Annotated in this window: 14 protein-coding genes; 10 read left to right on the top strand and 4 right to left on the bottom strand. The window is 39.8% G+C overall.

From position 1 onward, the window contains the following. Nucleotides 1–81: 81 nt before the first annotated feature. Nucleotides 82–657: a chemotaxis protein CheC gene (locus tag ACTRWE_RS09370; protein ID WP_033103510.1), complete on the top strand. Its 576-nt coding sequence runs from the start codon at nt 82–84 to the stop codon at nt 655–657. Next, entirely contained in the window at nt 657–1,937 is a 1,281-nt protein-coding gene (locus ACTRWE_RS09365; RefSeq protein WP_033103511.1) for a PAS domain-containing sensor histidine kinase, read from the top strand. The genes ACTRWE_RS09370 and ACTRWE_RS09365 overlap by 1 nt, the downstream gene beginning before the upstream one ends. A gap of 235 nt (nt 1,938–2,172) precedes the next feature. On the opposite strand, the gene ACTRWE_RS09360 is transcribed toward ACTRWE_RS09365, so the two are convergent. Further along, on the bottom strand, nt 2,173–3,573 hold the full coding sequence (locus ACTRWE_RS09360) for a sensor histidine kinase (protein WP_462879899.1): 1,401 nt from the start codon (nt 3,571–3,573) through the stop codon (nt 2,173–2,175). Next, nucleotides 3,570–4,754, bottom strand: a complete 1,185-nt coding sequence (locus tag ACTRWE_RS09355; protein WP_462879898.1) for an FIST signal transduction protein — start codon at nt 4,752–4,754, stop codon at nt 3,570–3,572. The genes ACTRWE_RS09360 and ACTRWE_RS09355 overlap by 4 nt, the downstream gene beginning before the upstream one ends. A gap of 267 nt (nt 4,755–5,021) precedes the next feature. Here ACTRWE_RS09355 and ACTRWE_RS09350 point away from each other — a divergent pair, with 267 nt between their 5' ends. The 4 genes from ACTRWE_RS09350 to arfA all read left to right on the top strand — a co-directional run bounded on the left by ACTRWE_RS09350 (nt 5,022) and on the right by arfA (nt 11,799). Then, complete coding sequence (locus tag ACTRWE_RS09350) at nt 5,022–7,031, top strand: EAL domain-containing response regulator (RefSeq protein ID WP_138764382.1); 2,010 nt, start codon at nt 5,022–5,024, stop codon at nt 7,029–7,031. Beyond that, nucleotides 7,028–8,185, top strand: coding sequence for an HDOD domain-containing protein (locus ACTRWE_RS09345; RefSeq protein ID WP_138764381.1), 1,158 nt, complete (start codon nt 7,028–7,030; stop codon nt 8,183–8,185). The genes ACTRWE_RS09350 and ACTRWE_RS09345 overlap by 4 nt, the downstream gene beginning before the upstream one ends. A 437-nt stretch (nt 8,186–8,622) precedes the next feature. Further along, a complete protein-coding gene (locus tag ACTRWE_RS09340) occupies nt 8,623–11,151 on the top strand; it encodes a TonB-dependent receptor plug domain-containing protein (protein ID WP_138764380.1) in 2,529 nt (842 codons plus the stop codon). A 447-nt stretch (nt 11,152–11,598) separates the two neighbouring features. Next, nucleotides 11,599–11,799, top strand: coding sequence for an alternative ribosome rescue factor ArfA (arfA, locus tag ACTRWE_RS09335; RefSeq protein ID WP_016899107.1), 201 nt, complete (start codon nt 11,599–11,601; stop codon nt 11,797–11,799). 369 nt (nt 11,800–12,168) lie between these two features. On the opposite strand, the gene ACTRWE_RS09330 is transcribed toward arfA, so the two are convergent. Both ACTRWE_RS09330 and ACTRWE_RS09325 read right to left on the bottom strand, forming a co-directional pair. Beyond that, nucleotides 12,169–12,894, bottom strand: a complete 726-nt coding sequence (locus tag ACTRWE_RS09330; protein ID WP_016899119.1) for a MauE/DoxX family redox-associated membrane protein — start codon at nt 12,892–12,894, stop codon at nt 12,169–12,171. Between the two features lie 362 nt (nt 12,895–13,256). Further along, nucleotides 13,257–14,279, bottom strand: a complete 1,023-nt coding sequence (locus ACTRWE_RS09325; protein ID WP_016899123.1) for a LacI family DNA-binding transcriptional regulator — start codon at nt 14,277–14,279, stop codon at nt 13,257–13,259. Between the two features lie 509 nt (nt 14,280–14,788). On the opposite strand from ACTRWE_RS09325, the gene ACTRWE_RS09320 reads away from it, so the two are divergent. From ACTRWE_RS09320 to nagA, 4 genes are all read left to right on the top strand, one after another. Then, nucleotides 14,789–17,479 carry a family 20 glycosylhydrolase gene (locus ACTRWE_RS09320; RefSeq protein WP_138764379.1) on the top strand — a complete coding sequence of 897 codons (2,691 nt, stop codon included), beginning with the start codon at nt 14,789–14,791 and terminating at the stop codon, nt 17,477–17,479. Nucleotides 17,480–17,642: 163 nt separating this feature from the next. Continuing rightward, nucleotides 17,643–18,554 (top strand): N-acetylglucosamine kinase, encoded by a 912-nt coding sequence (gene nagK / locus ACTRWE_RS09315; RefSeq protein WP_138764378.1) that lies wholly within the window; start codon nt 17,643–17,645, stop codon nt 18,552–18,554. Then, nucleotides 18,554–19,552, top strand: coding sequence for a glucosamine-6-phosphate deaminase NagB-II (gene nagB-II / locus ACTRWE_RS09310; protein WP_138764377.1), 999 nt, complete (start codon nt 18,554–18,556; stop codon nt 19,550–19,552). Before nagK ends, nagB-II begins: the two co-directional genes overlap by 1 nt. Next, entirely contained in the window at nt 19,553–20,680 is a 1,128-nt protein-coding gene (nagA, locus tag ACTRWE_RS09305) for an N-acetylglucosamine-6-phosphate deacetylase (RefSeq protein ID WP_013462892.1), read from the top strand.

Here is a 20,680-nt window from a genome sequence, read left to right as displayed (position 1 = left end):
CTCCTTAGGCGCCTTTAGGTTTTTGAAAAAGCCTATTTCAGCTGAGGAGCTTAGTAATACGTTACACGAGGTTGGATTGTTATGATTTCAATAAGTGAAGAGGAGCAAGATGCACTGCAAGAAATAATGAATATTTCTATGGGACAAGCGGCTGATGCACTTGCTCGTTTAATTCAAACAAAGGTGGCGCTGTCTGTGCCCGCTATAGAATCTTTGTCGCCAGTAGCGTTTCAAGGGATACTTGAAGGGTTAAAAAGTAGTTGGTCTGCTAGGCAGTCATTTGTTGGTTCAATTCGTGGAGAAGTAATTACAAGTATTCAAAAGGAGGGATGTGAAGCACTCGCCGATATCATGGATTTTGATTTACCTCTTGATAAAGCGGCTACAGAAGAACTGGTGTTAGAAGTAACCAACATTTTATCTGGGGCTTGTTTGCAGGGTTTTACAAGTCAATTAGAGTTAACTACTCAATTAAATATGCCCTCTTTTTATTATCCTGAAAATGCGGCACAGAATATAGATTGGTCATCGATATTAGTTATTGAAGTTGATTTTAAAATAGAGCATATGAAGTTTGATGCGCGTGTGCTTATAGGTCTCAGTGAAGGGTCAATCGAACAAGCGCTTATACCAATTCGTGCCTTGCTGGAGGGGTGATGGACGAGGCAGAATTTAAGCGCGTTATCCAGCAAATCCCAATTGGTGCTTGTATTATAGATGAAAATTGTATTATCACTTTTATTAATTCTGCTTTTTTTGGTGGTTTAACGACCCGAAACGATCATTTAACGGGACAGAACTTACTCACGGTTTTTGCTGAACAAGCACGTTTTTTAAAGCGTAAAATCGACAGTGTTTTTGTATTAAAAAATCCTAGTTTTAGTTATTGGCAACAACGCCCTCATGTATTTCCAATGCGCAGTACTCGGCCAATTACTGGTGATGAGTCACAAATGTATCAAAATGTACAGTTTATGCCGATTATCAACCAGAATGGCGATGTAGGCCATGTGTGTATTGTGGTAACAGACGTTACCGCAGAGGCGAGCTATTTTATGCAGCAAACGCAATTAAAAAATGAGCTTGAACGAGACCACAATAAGCTCAAGCAATTACATGACGAACTTAAAACCGCTCAAAAGCAAATGCTACAGTCTGAAAAAATGGCTTCCATTGGCCAATTAGCCGCGGGGGTCGCACATGAAATTAATAATCCTATTGGCTTTGTACGTTCTAATTTAGAAACACTAAGCGATTACATGGATAAATTAATAAAAACCAATGAAACACAGAAAAAAATAATCTTAAAGCAAGCCGAACCGCGATTTGTAGCATTACTTGATGATGTTTACGAAAAAAACGGTATTGCTTTTATCTACGAGGATTTACCTGAATTAGTTGAAGAGTCATTAGGGGGGACTGAGCGGGTACGTAAAATTGTAAACGGGCTGCGTGATTTTGCATCACAAGACAATGAAGATTGGTGCGAAATGAATTTGTCTGCAGAAATAAGCTCGGCATTAATTGTGCTCGAAAATGAAATAAAATATATAGCGACAACCGAGGTCTCTGTACCAGAGAAAGACATTATTTTTTGGGCAAAACCTAGCGCGATTAGGCAGTTATTATTTAATACACTAATTAATGCATTACATGCGATGCAACCTATGGGAGTATTAAGTATTAGGTGTGATTACAATAACGATAAAGACATTTTCCTGGCTATATCAGATACGGGCTGTGGTATAGAACCTGATAATTTGGCGCGTATTTTTGATCCCTTTTTTACCACCAAAGAAGTGGGTAAAGGTACTGGACTTGGTTTATCTGAAGTGTATGCAACTGTGCAAGAGCATCAAGGCGCTGTAAATGTTACAAGTGAGCTAGGTAAAGGCACATGCTTTGAATTTACTTTTAAGGCCGATTTGCATAAATAACCTGAGCTCTGGATAATACTAGCAGCTATTTTCAGCGCTAACTGCGTTGAATTTACTTACAATAGACCAGCTATTGACGCGTAAATTCGCCTTGTTTTCATTGAAAATCTCTGGCTAGAAAAATTAATTTAAATATTATTATTCAATATTTTAGTATGTTTCTTAACCAAAGTTCAGGTTAAATAGATTTAAAAATTAAACTCGCTTTACTCTTTTTAAATACAAGGTTTAGTTCTTATTGTTTGGTATTTAATATAGTTAGCGTGTCATCAGTTAAAATTGGTTTCTTCGGTAAAGTAATATAAAAAACAGTACCTCGGTTTCGCTGGCTTTCAACTCGAATTTGACCACTATGTTGCTCTATAATTGCTTTGCTAATAGCCAGCCCTAACCCTGTGCCTTGGCCTATTGGTTTTGTAGTATAGAAAGGGTCAAAAATTTTATTTAATTTGTCCACATCAATTCCACTGCCATTATCGGCAATAGTTATATAGGCATTTTTTTTATCGGCTTTAGTGGTGATACTGATGACACCAACCTTGTCGCAAATGGCTTGAGCGGCGTTAAAAAATAAATTTAAAAATACCTGAGAGAGCTGGGTCGAACGTCCTGTGATGATAACGGGCTCTGTGTTGTAGTGTTTTTCAACGTTGGCGTTGTATTTAATTTCGTTCCAGGCAACACGTAATGTGTTATCAATGAGCTCGGTTATATCAATATCGCCAATTTGGGTTTGATCCGGATGAGCAAATTGCCTTAACCCTTGAACAATCTCTTTAACTCGATCAGCCCCTTCAGTCATTTCAGCAATGATATCGCTTGAGTCTGTTTGTAATTCATCAAATTGATAATGTTGTAGCGTATCTGCTAATGTTTGCTGCGCTATGGCTTTTTCTGCTTTGAGTGCGTTAATTAAATGACTAAATTGCTCAAGGTTGTAAGCCAAATTTTGGATATTACTGACAATGTAGCTTAAAGGGTTGTTTATTTCGTGTGCAACGCCTGCCGCCATTTGCCCTAACGAAGCCATTTTTTCAGAGTTGATTAACACTTGTTCAATGTTACTTTGTTTTTCTTCCATTTCTTTTTGTTTAACAAGTAAATTTCGTTTTTCAAATTGTGAAATTGTATTCCCTGCAAAGCTGACAAAGCGTTGCATTAAAGTAATATCGTGCTGATTAAATGCGCCAATTGTTTCTGAAAAAATATAGAGCTGGTAGCTTTCTGTACTGGTACTTACTGGGGTGGTGAGCATTGCATGCTGCGAATGCCAAAAAGGATCAGTTACTTGCCAATCAGAAAGTTGGTGTAAGTTAAATACATTTTTAATGTCTCTATTGGGTTTATTTAGTGCTTTGAGTTGGGTAATTATTTCATCACTTTGTGGGTGCGATGCTGTAACTAATGTAGATAATTCATTGCTGGGGTTTATTTTAATTAAAATAGCCGCAGAAAAAGCAATGGCTTGCTGCAAAATATCAAAAAACTCAGTGAGTAAGGTTTCAGTTCTGTCGTTCTTTAAAATGGCATCTAAGCCGTTTAGAATCAGGCTATTAAAAGCACGGTTTTCCTCAAGTGCTAAATTATGAACCTGTAATAAATGTAGTTTTTCTAATAATATTTCGTTGGTAGTCATACAGAATCACCAAAGATTTCGCATGAAATCATTAAATTACCATGTTTACTTGTTGAGTCACTAAATGTACCAAGTTCTCCAAAGGTAAAGCCCATAATAAATGGGGTGTTGGGTAATTGTGCTGCAATAGACTCTTTTACTTCTTGCATGGCGTCTTTAATTGACAGCATACAGCCGCCACAAAAAATAATAATAGCGCCCTTTATATTTTTTATTGCATGTAAGTCTGCCAGTTTGGTTAGTGCAGAAACGACCATATCGCCTCGTTTTATTAATTGTTCAGGGCTTCCCGAAGCAAGATAAATAGTATCGCCAACGCTTAAATTTGAAAATAATTCTAGCGTGCCATTTTTTGCTACCGCTGGGTGGCTTAGCAACAGCCTAGGAATATCATCATCGGAGGAAAGGGCTCTTGCCAGTGGTGTCATCGTTGATTGTGCAAGAATATTTCCTGAAGTTAAGGCGTTTAATCCTATGTTTTTTCGCCATTGATTATAAACATCAAAGGCGGGCTGGTTATCAATTGTGTTTAATATGCGCCCGTCAACGTCTGTCACTGTACCCTGCTGGTCTGTTTTATCATACCCTGAACTATAAAAGCCGAATGTTTCTACACTGGGGTATAACACCGCAATAATAAAACCTTGTTGGTATACATTTTCAGTATCGCTAAAACACCACTTGGCTGAAATATCGTTATCGGCGCAACTTCCTCCAAAAACAGGTATACGCTGGCCGATTGCATCTTGAATTCCCTGCAAAACTAGCTCCTCATTACCTGGAACTTGAAAGCACCAGACCATTTTGGGCGCGAGTCCAATTTGGCCTGCATTAGCAATGGCTTTAAGTACAGTTTGAGCGGCATTTTCTCTTAGGTTATCGGTTGCATTACAACTTGCAACACCATAATGCCCATTTGAGTCTTTAATCGAGAATAAACTAATACTTTGCTCATTTAATGATAAGGTTTGGTTGGTTGATGACCCAAGGCATGATGAGATGATTAAACAATTGTGAGTGTTTTTTAAAAAGCCTGGCTGGTTATTAAAAAGGTATTTAATAGTATCGGTTGTAGCAAAGCCGAGCAGCAAATCTGGGTTGTTGTTTGTGAACTGACTTACAGGTTGGATAAATTTATCTATATCGCTGCCGTGAGAGTGAAAAGTATCAATGGCGAACATAGATGCCCCTTATAAGTAAAAAATTGCCACAGCGATAGATATTTTTAGCTATTAAAAATAGCTTGAAGTTCAATTTAGACTATTATTAGGTGGCGTGTGAAAAACAATCAATATCATAAAGCGTATGTTAATGATAATTTAAAATCAAGAAATGCATAATTAATAGAAAAAGTATAAACCTAACTAGGTTTTTAGTTATTGTTATATGAGTAATAACATTTTTTCAAAATAGCGTAGTAAATTAGAACTCTTCTTGGGGTGTAAATAGTGGCTTTGCGAATTTTATTAGTAGACGATGAACTTAATGTATTGAAATCTTTAAAGCGAGTACTTGTTCGTTCTGGTTATGATGTAATAACAGCATCCACTGGTTTTGAGGCGCTTGAAATCTTAGCAGCTAATCAAATTGAGATAGTCATTACTGATTTTAGAATGCCACAAATGAACGGCGCTGATTTATTACGCCAAGTTAAAATTAATTGGCCCGATTGCGTAAACTTAGTGCTAAGTGGATATGCTGATTTTAAGTCTGTGGTTGAGTTATTAAATCAGGGATTGGTATTTCGTTTTTTAGAAAAGCCATGGGTCGATAGTGAGCTACTTGAGAACATTAGCGAGGCGCAAGTAAAATATGAACAGCGCCGAGCTAAAAGAGTAAGAGAACAGTTATTAATGGGTAGTATGTCGGCATTAATAGAAATAGACAATGACGGCATTATTAATCGTTTTAATGCACCGGCCGCTGAAATCATTCCTGATATTCATTTATACGAAAACAAACACCTCGCCAATTTAGATACAGCTCAAAATAAAGCGGTAAGCCAGTCTTTTATTGACAAGCAAAGCAGTACACTTTTTATTAATTATGCACGCGCCTTTGATCTAGCTAAAAGCGAAGAAGTTATGATTGAGCGTTATTTACATGACGATTTTTGCCAGCTTTTAAAGTTATCAATTAACGCAAGCAGCATGAGTAATATTTTCCAACTTACCAGAACACCATCAGTGGTGACTAACGAGTCTGACTTTTATCATCATTTAGCCCTGTGTGAAGCGAATAAAGAATGTTATGCCTTGGTTTATATAGGTATTGCGCAGTTTCAATTAATTAATGATTTGCTAGGGGGCGAAGATGGCAACCACCTTATAAAATTGGTTCTAGAGGTGCTGAAAGGCGTATCAGAAAAAGCGGTCAAAGTTCTTCATAAGAGCGCCGATCGGTTTGTATTATTTGTTCCTGAAATTAAATCTGATAGTGAAATTTTAACCGTTCTAAATAAGGCGATGCATGATCTGAAAAAAGCACTCCCTAGTAAATATATCGATGCCCAAGTGCAGCTTTATGGTGTGTATGGGTTGTTTCCTGAGGATAGTTTAGAGGGAAAAGAGCTCGTTAATCAAATGCAGTTGACGATGAATTACCAAGTAGGTGATCAGCAGCGTATTTGTTCTCGCTTTGATCCTCAGCTGGTAGCCGATTATAAAAAGAACTTTGAATTAAGCCGTTTACTATTAACTGCGGTAAATAAAGATGAGCTGTCATTACGTTTTCAACCAAAAGTTGATATTAAAACAGGGTTAGTACTTAGTGCTGAGGTGCTCATTCGCTGGTATGAGCCAAGTAAATATGGCTGGGTTCCCCCTGCTCATTTTATCCCGATTGCTGAATGCGATGGTCAAATTATATCAATAGGGCGCTGGGTTATTTCTCAAAGTTGTAAAACACTAAAATATTGGGGGGATAACAATATAGGTGTGAATGTGTTGGCTGTTAACATATCTGCGAGGCAGTTAAAAGATGATCCCGACTGGATTGATTACATGCTCGAGTGCTTAAGTCGCAATAATTTAGAGCCATCACAGTTGGTTTTTGAGCTAACAGAAACCTATTTAATAGAAGATTTTGCTACCTGCGAACAGCAATTAATAAGACTAAGGGCTTTGGGGTTTAGGCTATTGATTGATGACTTTGGCGTGGGTTATTCATCACTTGGCTACCTTTCTAAGCTGCCAGTAGATGGCGTTAAATTGGATAAAGCGCTGATTACTGATATTGAATCGTCTTTAGCAATGCAAAGTATGATTCGTAACATTACACGTATGTCACATGATCTAAATCTTAAAGTTGTTGCTGAGGGAGTAGAAACAGCCTATCAATGTGAATTAATTAAAAAGTTAGGGTGTGACTACATACAAGGCTATTACTATAGTGAGCCTTTAGAGCAGGATGATTTTTGTAATTATTTAAACCATTTTAATTCTCAAGGTGCGCAATGAGTTCGATAGCGGTCGTCATATTAGACGATGATGCTTTTTTATTAAAAGTATTACAAAGGACTATTCATCGAGCCTATCCAGAGGTTGATATAATGACAACCTCTGATATTGATGAATTTTGGCAGCTGCTAAACACTAAGCAAGACTTAGATTTAGTATTAAGTGATTATTTAATGCCGCAAATGAATGGATTGGATGTTTTAGAGCAATGCTCTTCACAAAACCCCTACCCAGTCAGAGCATTACTTACTGGTGATATGACACTGAGTACCATGATGCGACAACCTAATGTTGTGCATGCTTATCTTGCTAAACCGTTTAATGAGGCAGACATAACCGCACTTTTTAACAATGTGGCGGCGTTAAAGTCGTTACCCTTTGCTTTTAATGTGCGCAGGCAGTTAGGGGCTATGATCAGCTTTCCTGTTTATCCTCTTATTTTGAAAGAACTCAGAGAGTTAGTACAAAGCGATGAATTTGATTTGCATGATATTGCCCATGTTGTTTCTCAAGAGCCAATAATAACTGCTAAATTGTTGCAACTTGCAAACTCATCTTATCTTGGGTTTGTAAGGCCAACATCGTCAATTGATGAAGCTGTGTCGAGGCTCGGAACAACGATATTAATGGCTATCACCACTTCTTTATTAGTTGCCAAAAATTTTGAATCGTCTATTCCTGCTGATGTTCATGAAAAACAGCTGGCTATAGCCGCCAATTATGCTAGTTGTGTTAAGCGTTTTGCTAAGCAGGCAGGTTTTAACTTACATGATCAAGAACTATTATTTTCAGTGGCGTTATTGAGTTTTGTTGGCAAAATTATTTTGCTGTCTCAAGGGGAAAGTGAAGCGTCTTTTGAGTATGAAAAAGCCGTGAGTGAAGAATATGCTAGTTCTAACTTTATTTCGGCCTATGTTTTAAAGTTATGGGGATACGACACGAAAATGTGTAGCTTATTAATGAGTTGCCATGATTTAGCCGCCACTGATGATAATGAGTTAATTCCGCTTAATCATACGTTATTTATTGTTAGGCAAATTCTTTTTGATAAACACTCCCCCATGCAGTTACGCGCATACTGTGACTCAAAAGGTGTAGACCCTCTACTTTGCCATCTAATTAGTGAATTTGATTGGCATAGTTATACCTCTTAAATAGGCCTGTATAAAATATTGTTTAAAAATGGACAGTACTACATAACTACCTATGTATAGTTTTTCTGAGTACCCTTTCTTACCTTTAGTATCTACTTTAGTCTTATAAAAACCGCATAAAACCTCATTTGGAGTGTGTTTTTTGCTCATTTCAGAGTGAAAAATATACAAAACCGTTATTTTCACTAGTTATGAATAAAACCTCAATATTAACATTGTATTAACTTTTGGTGCTGTGATATTAAATTGCTGCTTTGGTTGTATTTTGAGCTTTTATAGGTGTTATTTTCCTGTTTTTAAAGTTATTTGCATTCTTATGCTAATTTTATCAAATTTTTTGTTTCTTTTTGTTTGTGTATGTTGCTAGGATGTTGGCAATGGGGTACAGGAATATACCCCACACACATTATAAGAATACACAAAACAGGGTCATCATTATGTCAACATATCGTTTAAACACTTTGGCTGTAGCGGTTGCTTTTGCTTTCAGTGCACCAAGTATGGTTAATGCACAAGAAGCGCCTGCTAAAGCTGAAAAAAATATCGAACAAATATCTGTGTTAGGGTCGCGAGTTTCTAACCGAACAGCAACAGAGTCGTCATCACCTATTGATTTAATTGACGCGGATGATTTAAACAAAGGCGGCTTTACCGAGCTTGGGCAAAGCTTACAAGCGACAGCGCCATCGTTTAACTTTTCTCGTACACAAGTTTCTGACGGTTCCGATTTATTTCGCCCAGCAACATTACGCGGTTTACAGCCAGATCAAACGCTGGTTTTAGTCAACGGTAAGCGCCGCCATAATCAATCTATTTTTGGTTTAACTAGTACCGTGGGCGGTGGCTCTGCGGGGACTGATATGAATGCGATCCCGCTTATTGCCTTAAAAGGGGTTGAGGTTTTACGTGATGGTGCGGCGGCGCAGTACGGCTCAGATGCGATTGCGGGGGTTATCAATTTATCACTTAATAACTCAACAGATTTAACCACAGGTTATGTGCAATACGGTGAAACGGCAGAAGGCGATGGAGAAACAATTTCAGCCGGTTTAAACCGTGGCTTTGAACTAGGCAACGAAGGTGGATTTATTAATTTATCGCTTGAGTATCGCGATGCAGATAAAACCAATCGTGCCGAGCGAGATACCGGTGGTTCACTTAATGTCGCACCAGGTACTTTATCGGACGAAGTTCGTTGGGGACAAGGTAATGCAGAGAGTGAATTTACTTCGGTATTTTACAATATGGCATTGCCAATGAGTGAGGGCGAGCTTTACTCATTTGGTGGTTATTCTGAGCGTACTGCACTAGGTAACGGCTTTTATCGTAACTTTAACGAAGCATCTAAAAACGTGATTCAAGTCTATAGCGATGGATTTTTACCGCAAATAGACAATGAAGCACAGGATATCTCTGTTTCAATCGGTTTTAGAGGTGATATTAACCCTGATTGGAATTACGATGTATCGGCGGTATATGGTGAAAACCAATACGACTTTACCTCACGCAATACATTAAATGCCTCTTATGCTGCTGAGTACTTATTTAATAACCCAGGTGCAAGTGATGCCGATATTGCTGCAAATGCAGGACCAACTGAGGGGTATTCGGGTGGCTTTAGGTTTGACCAAACAACATTCAACGCGGATGTGAACGGGATTGTTGATATTGGCCGCAGTGAGCCTGTGTACGTGTCAATTGGTGCTGAATACCGTAAAGAAAACTATGAAATTGTACCCGGTGAAGAAGCCTCATACGCGTGTGGCACTGCTAACACAGATACTTCATACCCATCAGTGAACGATCCGAATCAATTTGCACAATGTGGTTTTCAAGCTTACAACGGCCTTCGCCCTGAAGCATCAAATAAAAGTGATCGCGATAGCTACGCCGTTTATATTGACGCAGAAACCATGGTTACCGATGCGTGGAATGTTAGCGGTGCACTTCGTTACGAAGATTTCTCTAATGCGGGTGACGACATAATTGGTAAAGTAGCCACGCGTTATGAATTTAACGATGATTTTGCGGTACGTGGTGCGTTATCAACGGGTTTTAGAGCGCCATCATTACAGCAAAGCGGTTACACTGCGTTTACCACTAACTTAGGTTCTGACGGCACATTAAGCCAGTCTTTTACAGCAACAACAGGCTCTGCATTTCCAGCTGCATTAGGCGTTAATAACTTAAAGCTTGAAACATCAACGAACTACAGTGCGGGCTTTGTTTATGATGTAACCAGTGATTTATCGTTAACGGTGGATTTTTACCGTGTAGAAATTGAAGACCGTATTACATTAGGCAGCTTGTTATCGGCTGATGATGTGGCATTTAGTCCTGATGCAGTTGCCGCGCTACAGGCAACGGGTGCAGTACAAGCGAATTACTTTTCAAACTCAGTGAATTCGACAACGCAGGGTGTTGACATTATTGCGTCCTATCGCACTGATTTATATGACGGTAATTTCTCTGCTACGTTTGCCGGTAATTTAAACGAAACTAAAATTGACAGTGTTAATGCAGCACCGGGTATTCCTGAAAATGTAGCACTTGATGATATCCAAAGTAGCTTTTTAACTGATGGGCAGCCGGGCGAACGTGCAACGTTAACGTTTGATTATGAGCGTGACGCGTATAGCTCAATGATCCGCTTTAATTACTTTGGCGAAACCGATGTGAAGTACTTTGGTAATGACCATATTGAACTTGCAACAGATGGCTCATTTAAAGCAACCAGTACGGTAGAATCAGCCGTATTAGTGGATTTAAATGTAAGTTATCAAATTAACGATATGTTTGCTCTATCGGTAGGTGCAGACAATGTATTTGATGAAACACCGGATGAATTAGGCGATGATGAAGTATTAAACGCTATTTCGAATGGGGCATTTAAATATCCGTTACGAGCCGTACCCTATGGCTTTGATGGTCGCACTTACTACGCAAAAGTAAGCTTTAGCTTTTAATTTTAAACTAGGGTCTGTTGGCCTTTGCGGATTAAAATTTGTTCAAACTAGGGGCGGTTTAATCGCGGCGCGAGGTTTGTAACCTAGTGGGCTAAGTAAAAACCGAGCAACAAAGAGTAAATTGCCCCTAGGCAGAACCCTTCGGGCAGCGCCTGTTTGGCATTGATGCTGCGTTATCGCCTATTTATGGGGAATAACCACACTACATAGGCGCTGCCTTGCCTAAATACCAAACAGACTGCTGCAAATTTAACCTTGAAAGGTCAACAGACCCTAAATTAACCAGCAAAGGCGCCGTTTATAAAGGCGCTTTTTTTATGGCTAAAATATATTTAAAACAGCATTAAAAATGATTGCATGCTTGAAAATTAAGCATACAATCGCCATCAATAACACTGTGGGGTATGTATCCCTCGTTATACTCATTTTATTAATAGGAAAAAATAAATGGCGAAAAAAAGCAAAACAAAAGCGGGTAACAAATCCGCAGTAGACACTGGGCGCGGCGTGATAAAACACAACGCATTGGCAGCACTGGTGACCTCTAAAGTATTTAAACCGCAAGTGGTTAAAGCCAAAAAAGGTAAAGGCTCGTTTAAACGCAGTAACAAACATGCAGGACAAGAGTCCTATTTAATCGCGGCTTAAATAGCACCGATCAAATAGGGCTTTTGTTGCGAGTTGGCTAAGTGTTTGTTGAAATAAGGCGGGCTTCGGGCTACGAGTCACGAGCAGCGAACACAACCTAGCGCCTTTAGCCTTCTCTTTCAGCGCAGCGTCTCATAACCTCTTTGTAAATAAATCACTTAAAACATGTTTGCACAAAGAAAAGTGAATGAGAAGAAAGTAAACAGGCAACGGGCTTCGAGTGACGAGTAGTGAGCTTGTGCAAACAGTCTAGCACCTAGTCATATCAGCCCTTAAATCTATTCTTTCAGCGCAGCGCCTCCCGCAGCTCGTAGCCCGCTATTAAAACCTGAAGGGCGCGGTAGGTTTTAAACCTATCGCGCCTTTTTATTATTTAACTAGCATCCAGATACCGGCTGCTATCATAAATAGGTTTTCGGTTAGTGAAATAAAGCCAAGTGGTACATTGCTATCGCCGCCAACACAGGCACATTTAAGTTCGCGTTTGTCTATATACACGGCTTTAATCACGGATATTGCGCCGACACTACCAATAAACAAAGAGATAGGTGCAACCAAGTAAACTGGAAGTGCTACAATCATGGCCACGCCAACAAAGGCTTCTAAAAATGGATATACATAAGCGTAAGGAATCACTTTCATGGCGAGTAAGTCGTAAGTGATAAAGGAATTTGAAAAACTGGTTAAATCTTGTAGCTTTTGAATGGCTAGTACCGCCATTGTTAATGCCACGAAAAGCTCAAGTGTATACATGCTTAATCCTGCACCGCTCAACGAAAAGGCTAAACTGAGCAACAAGGTAACCGCAAAAATCGCTATCACAGGGGTATAGGTTGTACCTTGCTGACCGGCAGGGGATTTATTAAAGTACTCTCTGAGTTCATCATAACCACCGATACGCTCATCATCTATAAATGTTTGTGGTGTTGTTTTTACATCGTATTTTTGTTTGAAGGTATCGGTATCGGCTCTTGAGGTGAGTAAATGATCGTCTACTTCAAAGCCTTGACGTTCAAGTAAATCTTTAGATTTTAAACCAAATGGGCAAATATGTTCATCGGTTGCCATTCTATACAATTGGGCTGACTTGGCCATATTTTACTCCTGTATATTTATGCCAATTTGCAATAATATTTAATCATTTTGAGGGGGCAGATTAGACGCTAACAGCGTTAAAAACGTCTCATTTAGAACAACTCAATAACGAAATTTTTTGCCTTGCTATCGACACGATTTTCCTCCCTCAAAATAGCTCAGTTAATTAAGCGAATTGGTATTAGAGGGGTTAACTGAGTTATATAACCTTGAAAGATCAACAGACCCTAAGTGTAAAATTTACAACATGTGCCGTTTTATTGTTAATAAACTCAGTGGTACAGGCTATGCGTTCAAAAATCAGGCCGCTTTTAATGCTTTAAGCGCTGAAGGGGGACTTGCAGCGCGTGCCAGCTAATTAATTATAAAGCTATAGGAGGGGCTGTTGAATCTCTGACAACCAGTTCTGGTGTGTATAGTTTAATAATATCGCGGTCATTGCCATTACGAATTTGAGCTATCAGTAAGCTGGCTGCATCTTCAGCAATTTTATTATTTGGCTGATGCGCTGTAGTGAGCTTTGGCCAGGTTTGACGCGAGAATGGACTATCCTCAAACCCTGTTATAGAAAGTTCACTGGGTATATCAATGTTCATTAATCTGGCTGCAAATAACGCACCGGCGGCTATTTCATCGTTACATGAGACAATAGCGGTTGGCCTGTTTTGTTGATTAATGAGTGTTTTAGCACCTTCAACCCCGGATTCAAATGAGTATTCGCCATCAATAATTAAGCTAGGGTCTATAGTAATGTCGTATTGTTTTAAAGCCGCTTTGTAGCCCTCTAAGCGCTCTTTGGTGGAGTTATGTTCGCTGCCACCGGCTAAAAAGCCAATGCGCGTGTGGCCATTATTTATAAGGTGTTCGGTAATTGATTTAGAGGCGAGGTTATCGTCAATCATAATACAGGGCGTTAATGTATCGGGGGCGTCGTGCCCCGATAAAATACGCACAACTTTTAGGTCAAGCTGTGTCAGCTTTTCAACAAAATGTGGCATCTCTGAAAATGGCGGCGTGAGTAAAATACCGGCAATTCGGGTGCGTTTTATCATGCTGGTTATTTCGTCAATAATATGTGCTTCTTTGGCATCGCATGGGTGGATAAGTAGTTCAAACCCTTGCTTTTTACACGCATCTAAAATGCCGTTTTGCATATCTATAATATAGTAGGCATTTGGATTGTCGTAAATGTAAGCAATGCTGTAAGCTTTTGTTCCTGCGAGACTTCTTGCAGCAAGGTTAGGCTGAAAGTTCAACTTTTTAACCGACGCCATGACTTTCTCACGGGTGTTGTCACGCACCGAGGTTTCGTTATTTATTACTCGTGATACCGTTTTTATTGATACCCCGGCATCTTTTGCCACGTCGTTTATTGTTGTTCTCATAGGCTTAATAGACCTTTACATATCATTTTGGGTACTAATTTATCTTTATCGGTTAACAACTACAGCAAAAGCAGTTAACAGTGCTCGGTTTTTATTATTTGACGGCTAAATTATAAAGACATCATTGAATATTAACAGTTAATTTATACGCCTTTCTTGTGAGAATGGTAGATAAAGTTTTAGGTAATAATTTAGTAATATTTAAATTTAATTTAAATACAATAGTTTAAAAGAATATTAAGCACATACATGTAAATTTTTTGTATCTTTTTTGCCCTTCTGTGTAGCTATAAAAGAAAAAAAAGGATACATTAACAACTTGATGACAGCGTTGTCATAAATTGGTGCGCGCTGTTAATTATTATTTAAACCCTAAGGTAGCGGATTGTGTGCGCTAAGGTGGCAATTGCTAGATGTGAATAGTGATTGATTTAAAAGCGGGATTAATTTAAGTACCTGAAAGAGATACTTGAGTGACTAAGTTAATAACAACAGAGGGAAAGTAGCGAATGAAGATTAAATCATTACTGACAGCATGCTGCTTAGCACTGGGTTTGAGTGCGTGTCAGGGCAATGTTGATGAACAAAATACGGTATCGGTTCAGCTAAGCCCTGCAAACGATAGCGCCGTAGAGTTACTTGCTAAAACCTTACAAATAAAATATCAGCAGGTTGATAACCGTCCATCAGCACAGTGCGATCCAGATATAGAAAACGGTCACTGTTTTAAAGCGTATTTACATTTAACCGCCAACTCGGCGATTAACGTTGACCAATGGAAAATTTACTTTAGTCAAATTACACCTATTCAAACCGCGGTTAGCGATGAATTTACTATTAAACGCGTTAATGGCGATATTCATGTCATTGAGCTTAAAGACGGGTTTACTGGCTTTAAAGCGGGTGAGACTAAAACGATTACTTTTTATGCGCACTTTTGGTCATTATCGCAAAGCGACGCAATTCCTAATTATATAGTTGTTAATAATAATGACACCGCTAAAGTGATTGAAAGCACAAAACCTAAAATTGACCCAGAGACAGGGTTAGAGGTGTTGCCACATGTTATGCCTTACACCGATTATGAACGTCAGTTTAAACGTACCGCGAATGATAAAACGCAGTGGCTTAGCGCTGAACGCTTGTTTGAGCGCAATGAAAAATATGACTTTTCTGCTTATTTAACGTCGCAAAATCAAGTGAGCAATGTGATTGCTCAACAAATTATTCCGACCCCACGTTTTAGCGAATTTAGCCAAATTCAAACGCTAGATATAAGCCAAGGGCTTAATATTAACTACTCAGGAATAGATAAAACACACTTATCTGCCGCAACACAAAGGTTAGCACTACTAGGTATTAATATAAGCGATGATGCAGCGGCTATTAAGGTCACACTTAATACAGTAACTAAAAATGATGAATTTGAAGGCAGCTATAAGTTAGCGATTAAAGCTGATGAAATTGTGATTAATGCCGCTGATGAAGCGGGCATTTTTTATGCTTTGCAAAGCTTAGCGAGTTTGTATCAGGTTAACAGTAATATGTTACCAGTGGGAGAAGTAATTGATGCACCGCATTATCAGTTTAGAGGTGTGTTGGTGGATGTTGCGCGTAACTTTCGCGACAAAGGCTTTATTTTAAAGCTGCTTGATCAAATGGCGGCTTATAAACTTAATAAGCTGCATTTACATTTAGGTGATGATGAAGGTTGGCGTATAGAAATCCCATCACTTCCTGAACTTACAGATATAGGTGCAAAGCGCTGTTTTGATCAAAGCGAGCAACAATGTTTAATGCCACAGTTGGGTGCAGGGCTTGATACTTCTAGTGCAGCAAACGGCTATTATTCGGTGGCTGATTATCAAGAAATACTTAAAGCGGCGAGTGCGCGTCATATTCAAGTGATTCCATCACTTGATATGCCAGGGCATTCTCGCGCTGCAATTAAAGCCATGCAAGCGCGTTATAATAAATACATAAAACAAGGCGATAAACAAAAAGCCGAGCAGTTTTTACTCTATGATCCGCTTGATACAACCGTGTATTCGTCGGTACAGCACTATAACGACAATACAATTAATGTGTGTTTAGACTCATCGTATGCGTTTATTCGTGAAGTAATGGAACAGGTAAAAGGCATACACAGTGATGCACAGCATCCGTTAACCCGTTATCACATAGGCGCCGATGAAACCGCCGGAGCGTGGGTTGACTCACCAGCTTGTGCTGATTTTATTAAACAAAATAAGTTAGAAATTACTGAAGCGAGTCAGCTGGGCAGCTATTTTATTGAACGTATTGCGAATATGTTGGCTGATATGAATATTGAAACCGCTGCATGGAGCGATGGTTTATCGCATACTAATCCAGAGAATATGCCAGAGGTTGTACAAGGTAATAGCTGGGATTTATTAATGTGGAACGGCCATCAACGTGCCCATGAATTTGCTAATAGAAATTGGCAAGTGGTACTCTCGTCGCCAGATGTGCTGTATTTTGACTTTCCGTATGAAGCAGACCCACAAGAGCACGGCTATTACTGGGCTTCAAGGCATATAAATACCGAAAAAATATTTCAGTTTATGCCAGATAATTTACCTATTCATGCTGAATTTTGGCTCGATAGAGAAGATAAGCCTTATGTAGCTGATGACACGTTAAAGCATGATGAGCAAGGCAAGGTAGTATCAGCGCCTTTGGCAAAAGATAAACGCTTTATTGGTATTCAAGGGCAGTTATGGAGTGAAAATACGCGCACCAATAATATGGCCGAATATAAGCTCTTCCCACGGTTATTATCGTTGGCACAAAGAGCATGGCATAAGGCAGATTGGGCGGTACCGTATGATCACAATGGCTTTGTTTATAGCCAACAAACAAATCGCTTTAGCTCAGCATTAAAACAGCAGCGCGATCAGCAATGGCAGACTTTTGCAGCCACAATGGGACTAAAAGAATTTCCTAAGCTAGAAATGGCTGATGTGCATTATCGTCTTGCAAATGCGGGCGCAAAAATTGAGAACGGCATGTTGTACGCCAATATTGCCTACCCTGGTTTGGTAATTGAATACAAACAAGGAAGCGGCCAATGGCAAACCTATAAACAACCCGTCAAAGTAACACAAGATGTATGGATTCGCTCTAAGACTCCATCAGCAAGTCGTGTAAGCAGAAAGCTCAAAGTAACGCACCGATAAGGTGCGTTTTCCTTTAAATTATTGAAGATGAAAGAAGTTATTTATTTGTAAATAAAAATAATGACAACGCTGTCATTTGTGCTAGTATAAGATTCATACAGTATGACAGTCCGGTTTTATTTTCAGTGTTTTGCAAAACGGTCGAACAAATTAAGAGGCAAAAATGATCACCAACAATATTAATAACAATCAACTCTTTGTGGGGATCGATGGCGGTGGCACTAAATGTAAAGCAATTATCGTCAATAGCTGTAATGAAATAGTAGGCACCGGTGTGGCAGGCCCTGGTAACCCGTTACATGGATTTAGCCAAGCAACGCATTCCATTGAGCAATCAGCGCGTTTAGCCTTGCAAGATGCAGGACTCAAAGAGACGCCTTTATCTGCATTAATCGCAGGGGTTGGCCTAGCGGGAGTTAACTTACCAAGTTTGCATAATCAAATGACCCAGTGGCAACACCCATTTAAAACTATGCATTTAACGACTGATTTACTCATTGCTTGTATGGGCGCTCATCAAGGTAGTGATGGCGCAGTGATGATTGCAGGTACTGGCTCGTGTGGATTTTCATACGTTAATGCTCAATCGTTTATGATTGGTGGTCATGGTTTCCCACACGGTGATAAAGGCAGCGGTGCATGGATAGGCTTTACTGCTTGTCAGCAGGTGTTGTTAAGCCTAGACAAGTTAATCCCAAGTGGTGCGCTTACTAATTTGATTATGAAGTATTTAGAAGTGCGTGATGCAATGCAACTAGTTGAAGTGATTGCGAATAAACCCGCCGCCTTTTTTGCGCAACTTGCAGGTTGTGTTTTTCAATCAGCACAAGCAAACGATGCCATTGCGATTGCCATTTTAAAAGAAGGTGGCGCGTACTTAAGCGATATTGCACGTCAATTATTAGATAAAAACCCACCAAGGCTTTCGTTTATCGGTGGCTTATCAGCCGTGATGACAACATGGTTAGATCCAGACATTCAAGCTATTTTATCAGCCCCATTATCGTCACCAGAAATGGGGTCTGTACTTTACGCTAAACAACAGCACGTTAATTACAGCAGCCAGGAGTTATGATGTTTAACACCCTAATGGAAAAAGAAGCGGCGCAAACGCCAAATGTTATTGAAAAGCAAATTATTGCCAACCAACCTTTAGTGGAAAAAATTGGTCATAAGCTTCGCGATATGGCCCCTAAGGTGGTGATGATGATTGGTCGCGGTTCATCAGATCATGCTGGCGTTTTTGGTAAGTACTTAATTGAAATTGAAGCCGGTGTACCGGTCAGTTCAGCAGCGCCATCAGTGGCGAGTGTATATAGTAAAACATTAAAGCTTGAAGGCGCTGTGGTGATTGTAATTTCTCAATCAGGACGCAGCCCAGATATTCTCGCTCAAGCAAAAATGGCGAAAGAGGCGGGCGCTTATTGTATTGCACTGGTTAACGATGAAGCGTCACCATTGCAAGACATAGTAGATGATTTTGTCCCCCTTAAAGCCGGTGATGAAATTTCGGTGGCGGCAACAAAAAGTTACTTAGCCACGTTATCGGCATTGGTACATATTGTTGCTAATTGGACGCAAAATGAGTCATTATTACAAGGGCTTAAAGAGCTGCCTAGCGCGCTTGATGCAATGATAGACTCGCCAACTCAGTTACAGCCTAGTGAGTTTGCAAACATTAAGAACATGGTGGTATTAGCCCGTGGTTTAGGGTTTTCTATCTCAAAAGAAATGGCACTTAAGCTTAAAGAAGTGTGTGCTATTCATGCTGAGTCATTCAGTAGTGCAGAATTTTTACATGGTCCGGTAACCTTAGTTGAGCAAGGGTTAGTGATTTTAGATTGCTCGGTTGATGATGAAACTAAAGAGTCACATCAGCAGCAAATTGCTGAGGTTAAAAAACGCGGTGCACACGTGATTAGCCTTAATCAAAACGGTATTAACGTACACCCTCGATTAGCGCCATTTTTAGTATTGCAGCGTTTTTATCTTGATGTGGCAAAAGTAGCGTTAAGCCGTGGTTTTAACCCTGATGAGCCTAAGGGGCTTAAAAAAGTAACAAGGACATTATAAATGTCAGTAAAACGTATTCATGTAGCAGAGTTTTTTGATGGCGAGCAATTTGTTAACGACAAAGTGTTGAGCATTGATGCGGGTATTATTACGGCAATAGATGATAACGTGCAACAGGCAGATGAGCACCTAACGGGGTTAGTTGCGCCAGGCTTTATTGACTTGCAAGTGAATGGTGGCGGTGGTGTATTGTTTAATCGTACTAGCAGTGTTGCTGGGGTTAAACAAATGCTGCTGGCACATGCCAAGTATGGCACAACTGCCATGTTGCCGACTTTAATTACTGACACGGTTGAAGTGATGCACCAAGCAGCCGATGTCATTGCTGATGCTATTGCTTTGCAGACTCCCGGTATTATTGGCATTCACTTTGAAGGCCCGCACTTATCTGTTGCAAAAAAAGGCGCTCATAGTGCTGATTATATTCGCCCTATTTCTGAACAAGAATGGCAGGTATTATCTCGCCAAGATTTAGGTAAAGTGGTGGTAACAGTTGCACCTGAAAATGTTCTGCCAAGTGATATCGCTAAAATGCGTGAGGTAGGCATACACGTTTGTTTAGGTCATACCAATGCAAGCTTTGCTCAAGCTCAGCGCGCGGTTGATGCTGGCGCAACCGGATTTACGCATTTATATAATGCTATGTCGCCATTACAGGGGCGTGAGCCAGGTGTTGTAGGCTGTGCATTATTAAACGATGACACCTATTGCGGCCTAATTGTTGATGGGCATCATGTTGATTACGCTGCATGTCAGCTTGCGTTAAAAGCAAAGCCAATGGGTCGTGTTTTTTTAGTCACTGATGCGATGCCACCAGTGGGTACGAATGACACCGAATTTGCTTTTTTTGACCGTACCGTCACCTTAGATAATGGTAAGCTCACCTCTACCACGGGTGAACTGGCAGGATCTGCGCTTGATATGGCAACCGCAGTAAGAAATACAGTAACCCATTTAAAGCAGCCATTAGCGCAAGCGCTTAATATGGCAAGTTTATATCCTGCTCAGTATTTACAGTTGCCCGCCACACACGGGCGATTAATACCGGGCAGTCCAGCAGATTTTGTACAATTAAACACACAACAACAAGTCATTAGCACGTGGATTGGCGGCGCTCAGGTTTGTTAA

The organism is Pseudoalteromonas sp. G5_S1_54_S4, from assembly GCF_054968565.1.
Note: the sequence above shows the minus strand (reverse complement) of the source record. Positions and strands in the feature narration are given on the sequence as shown.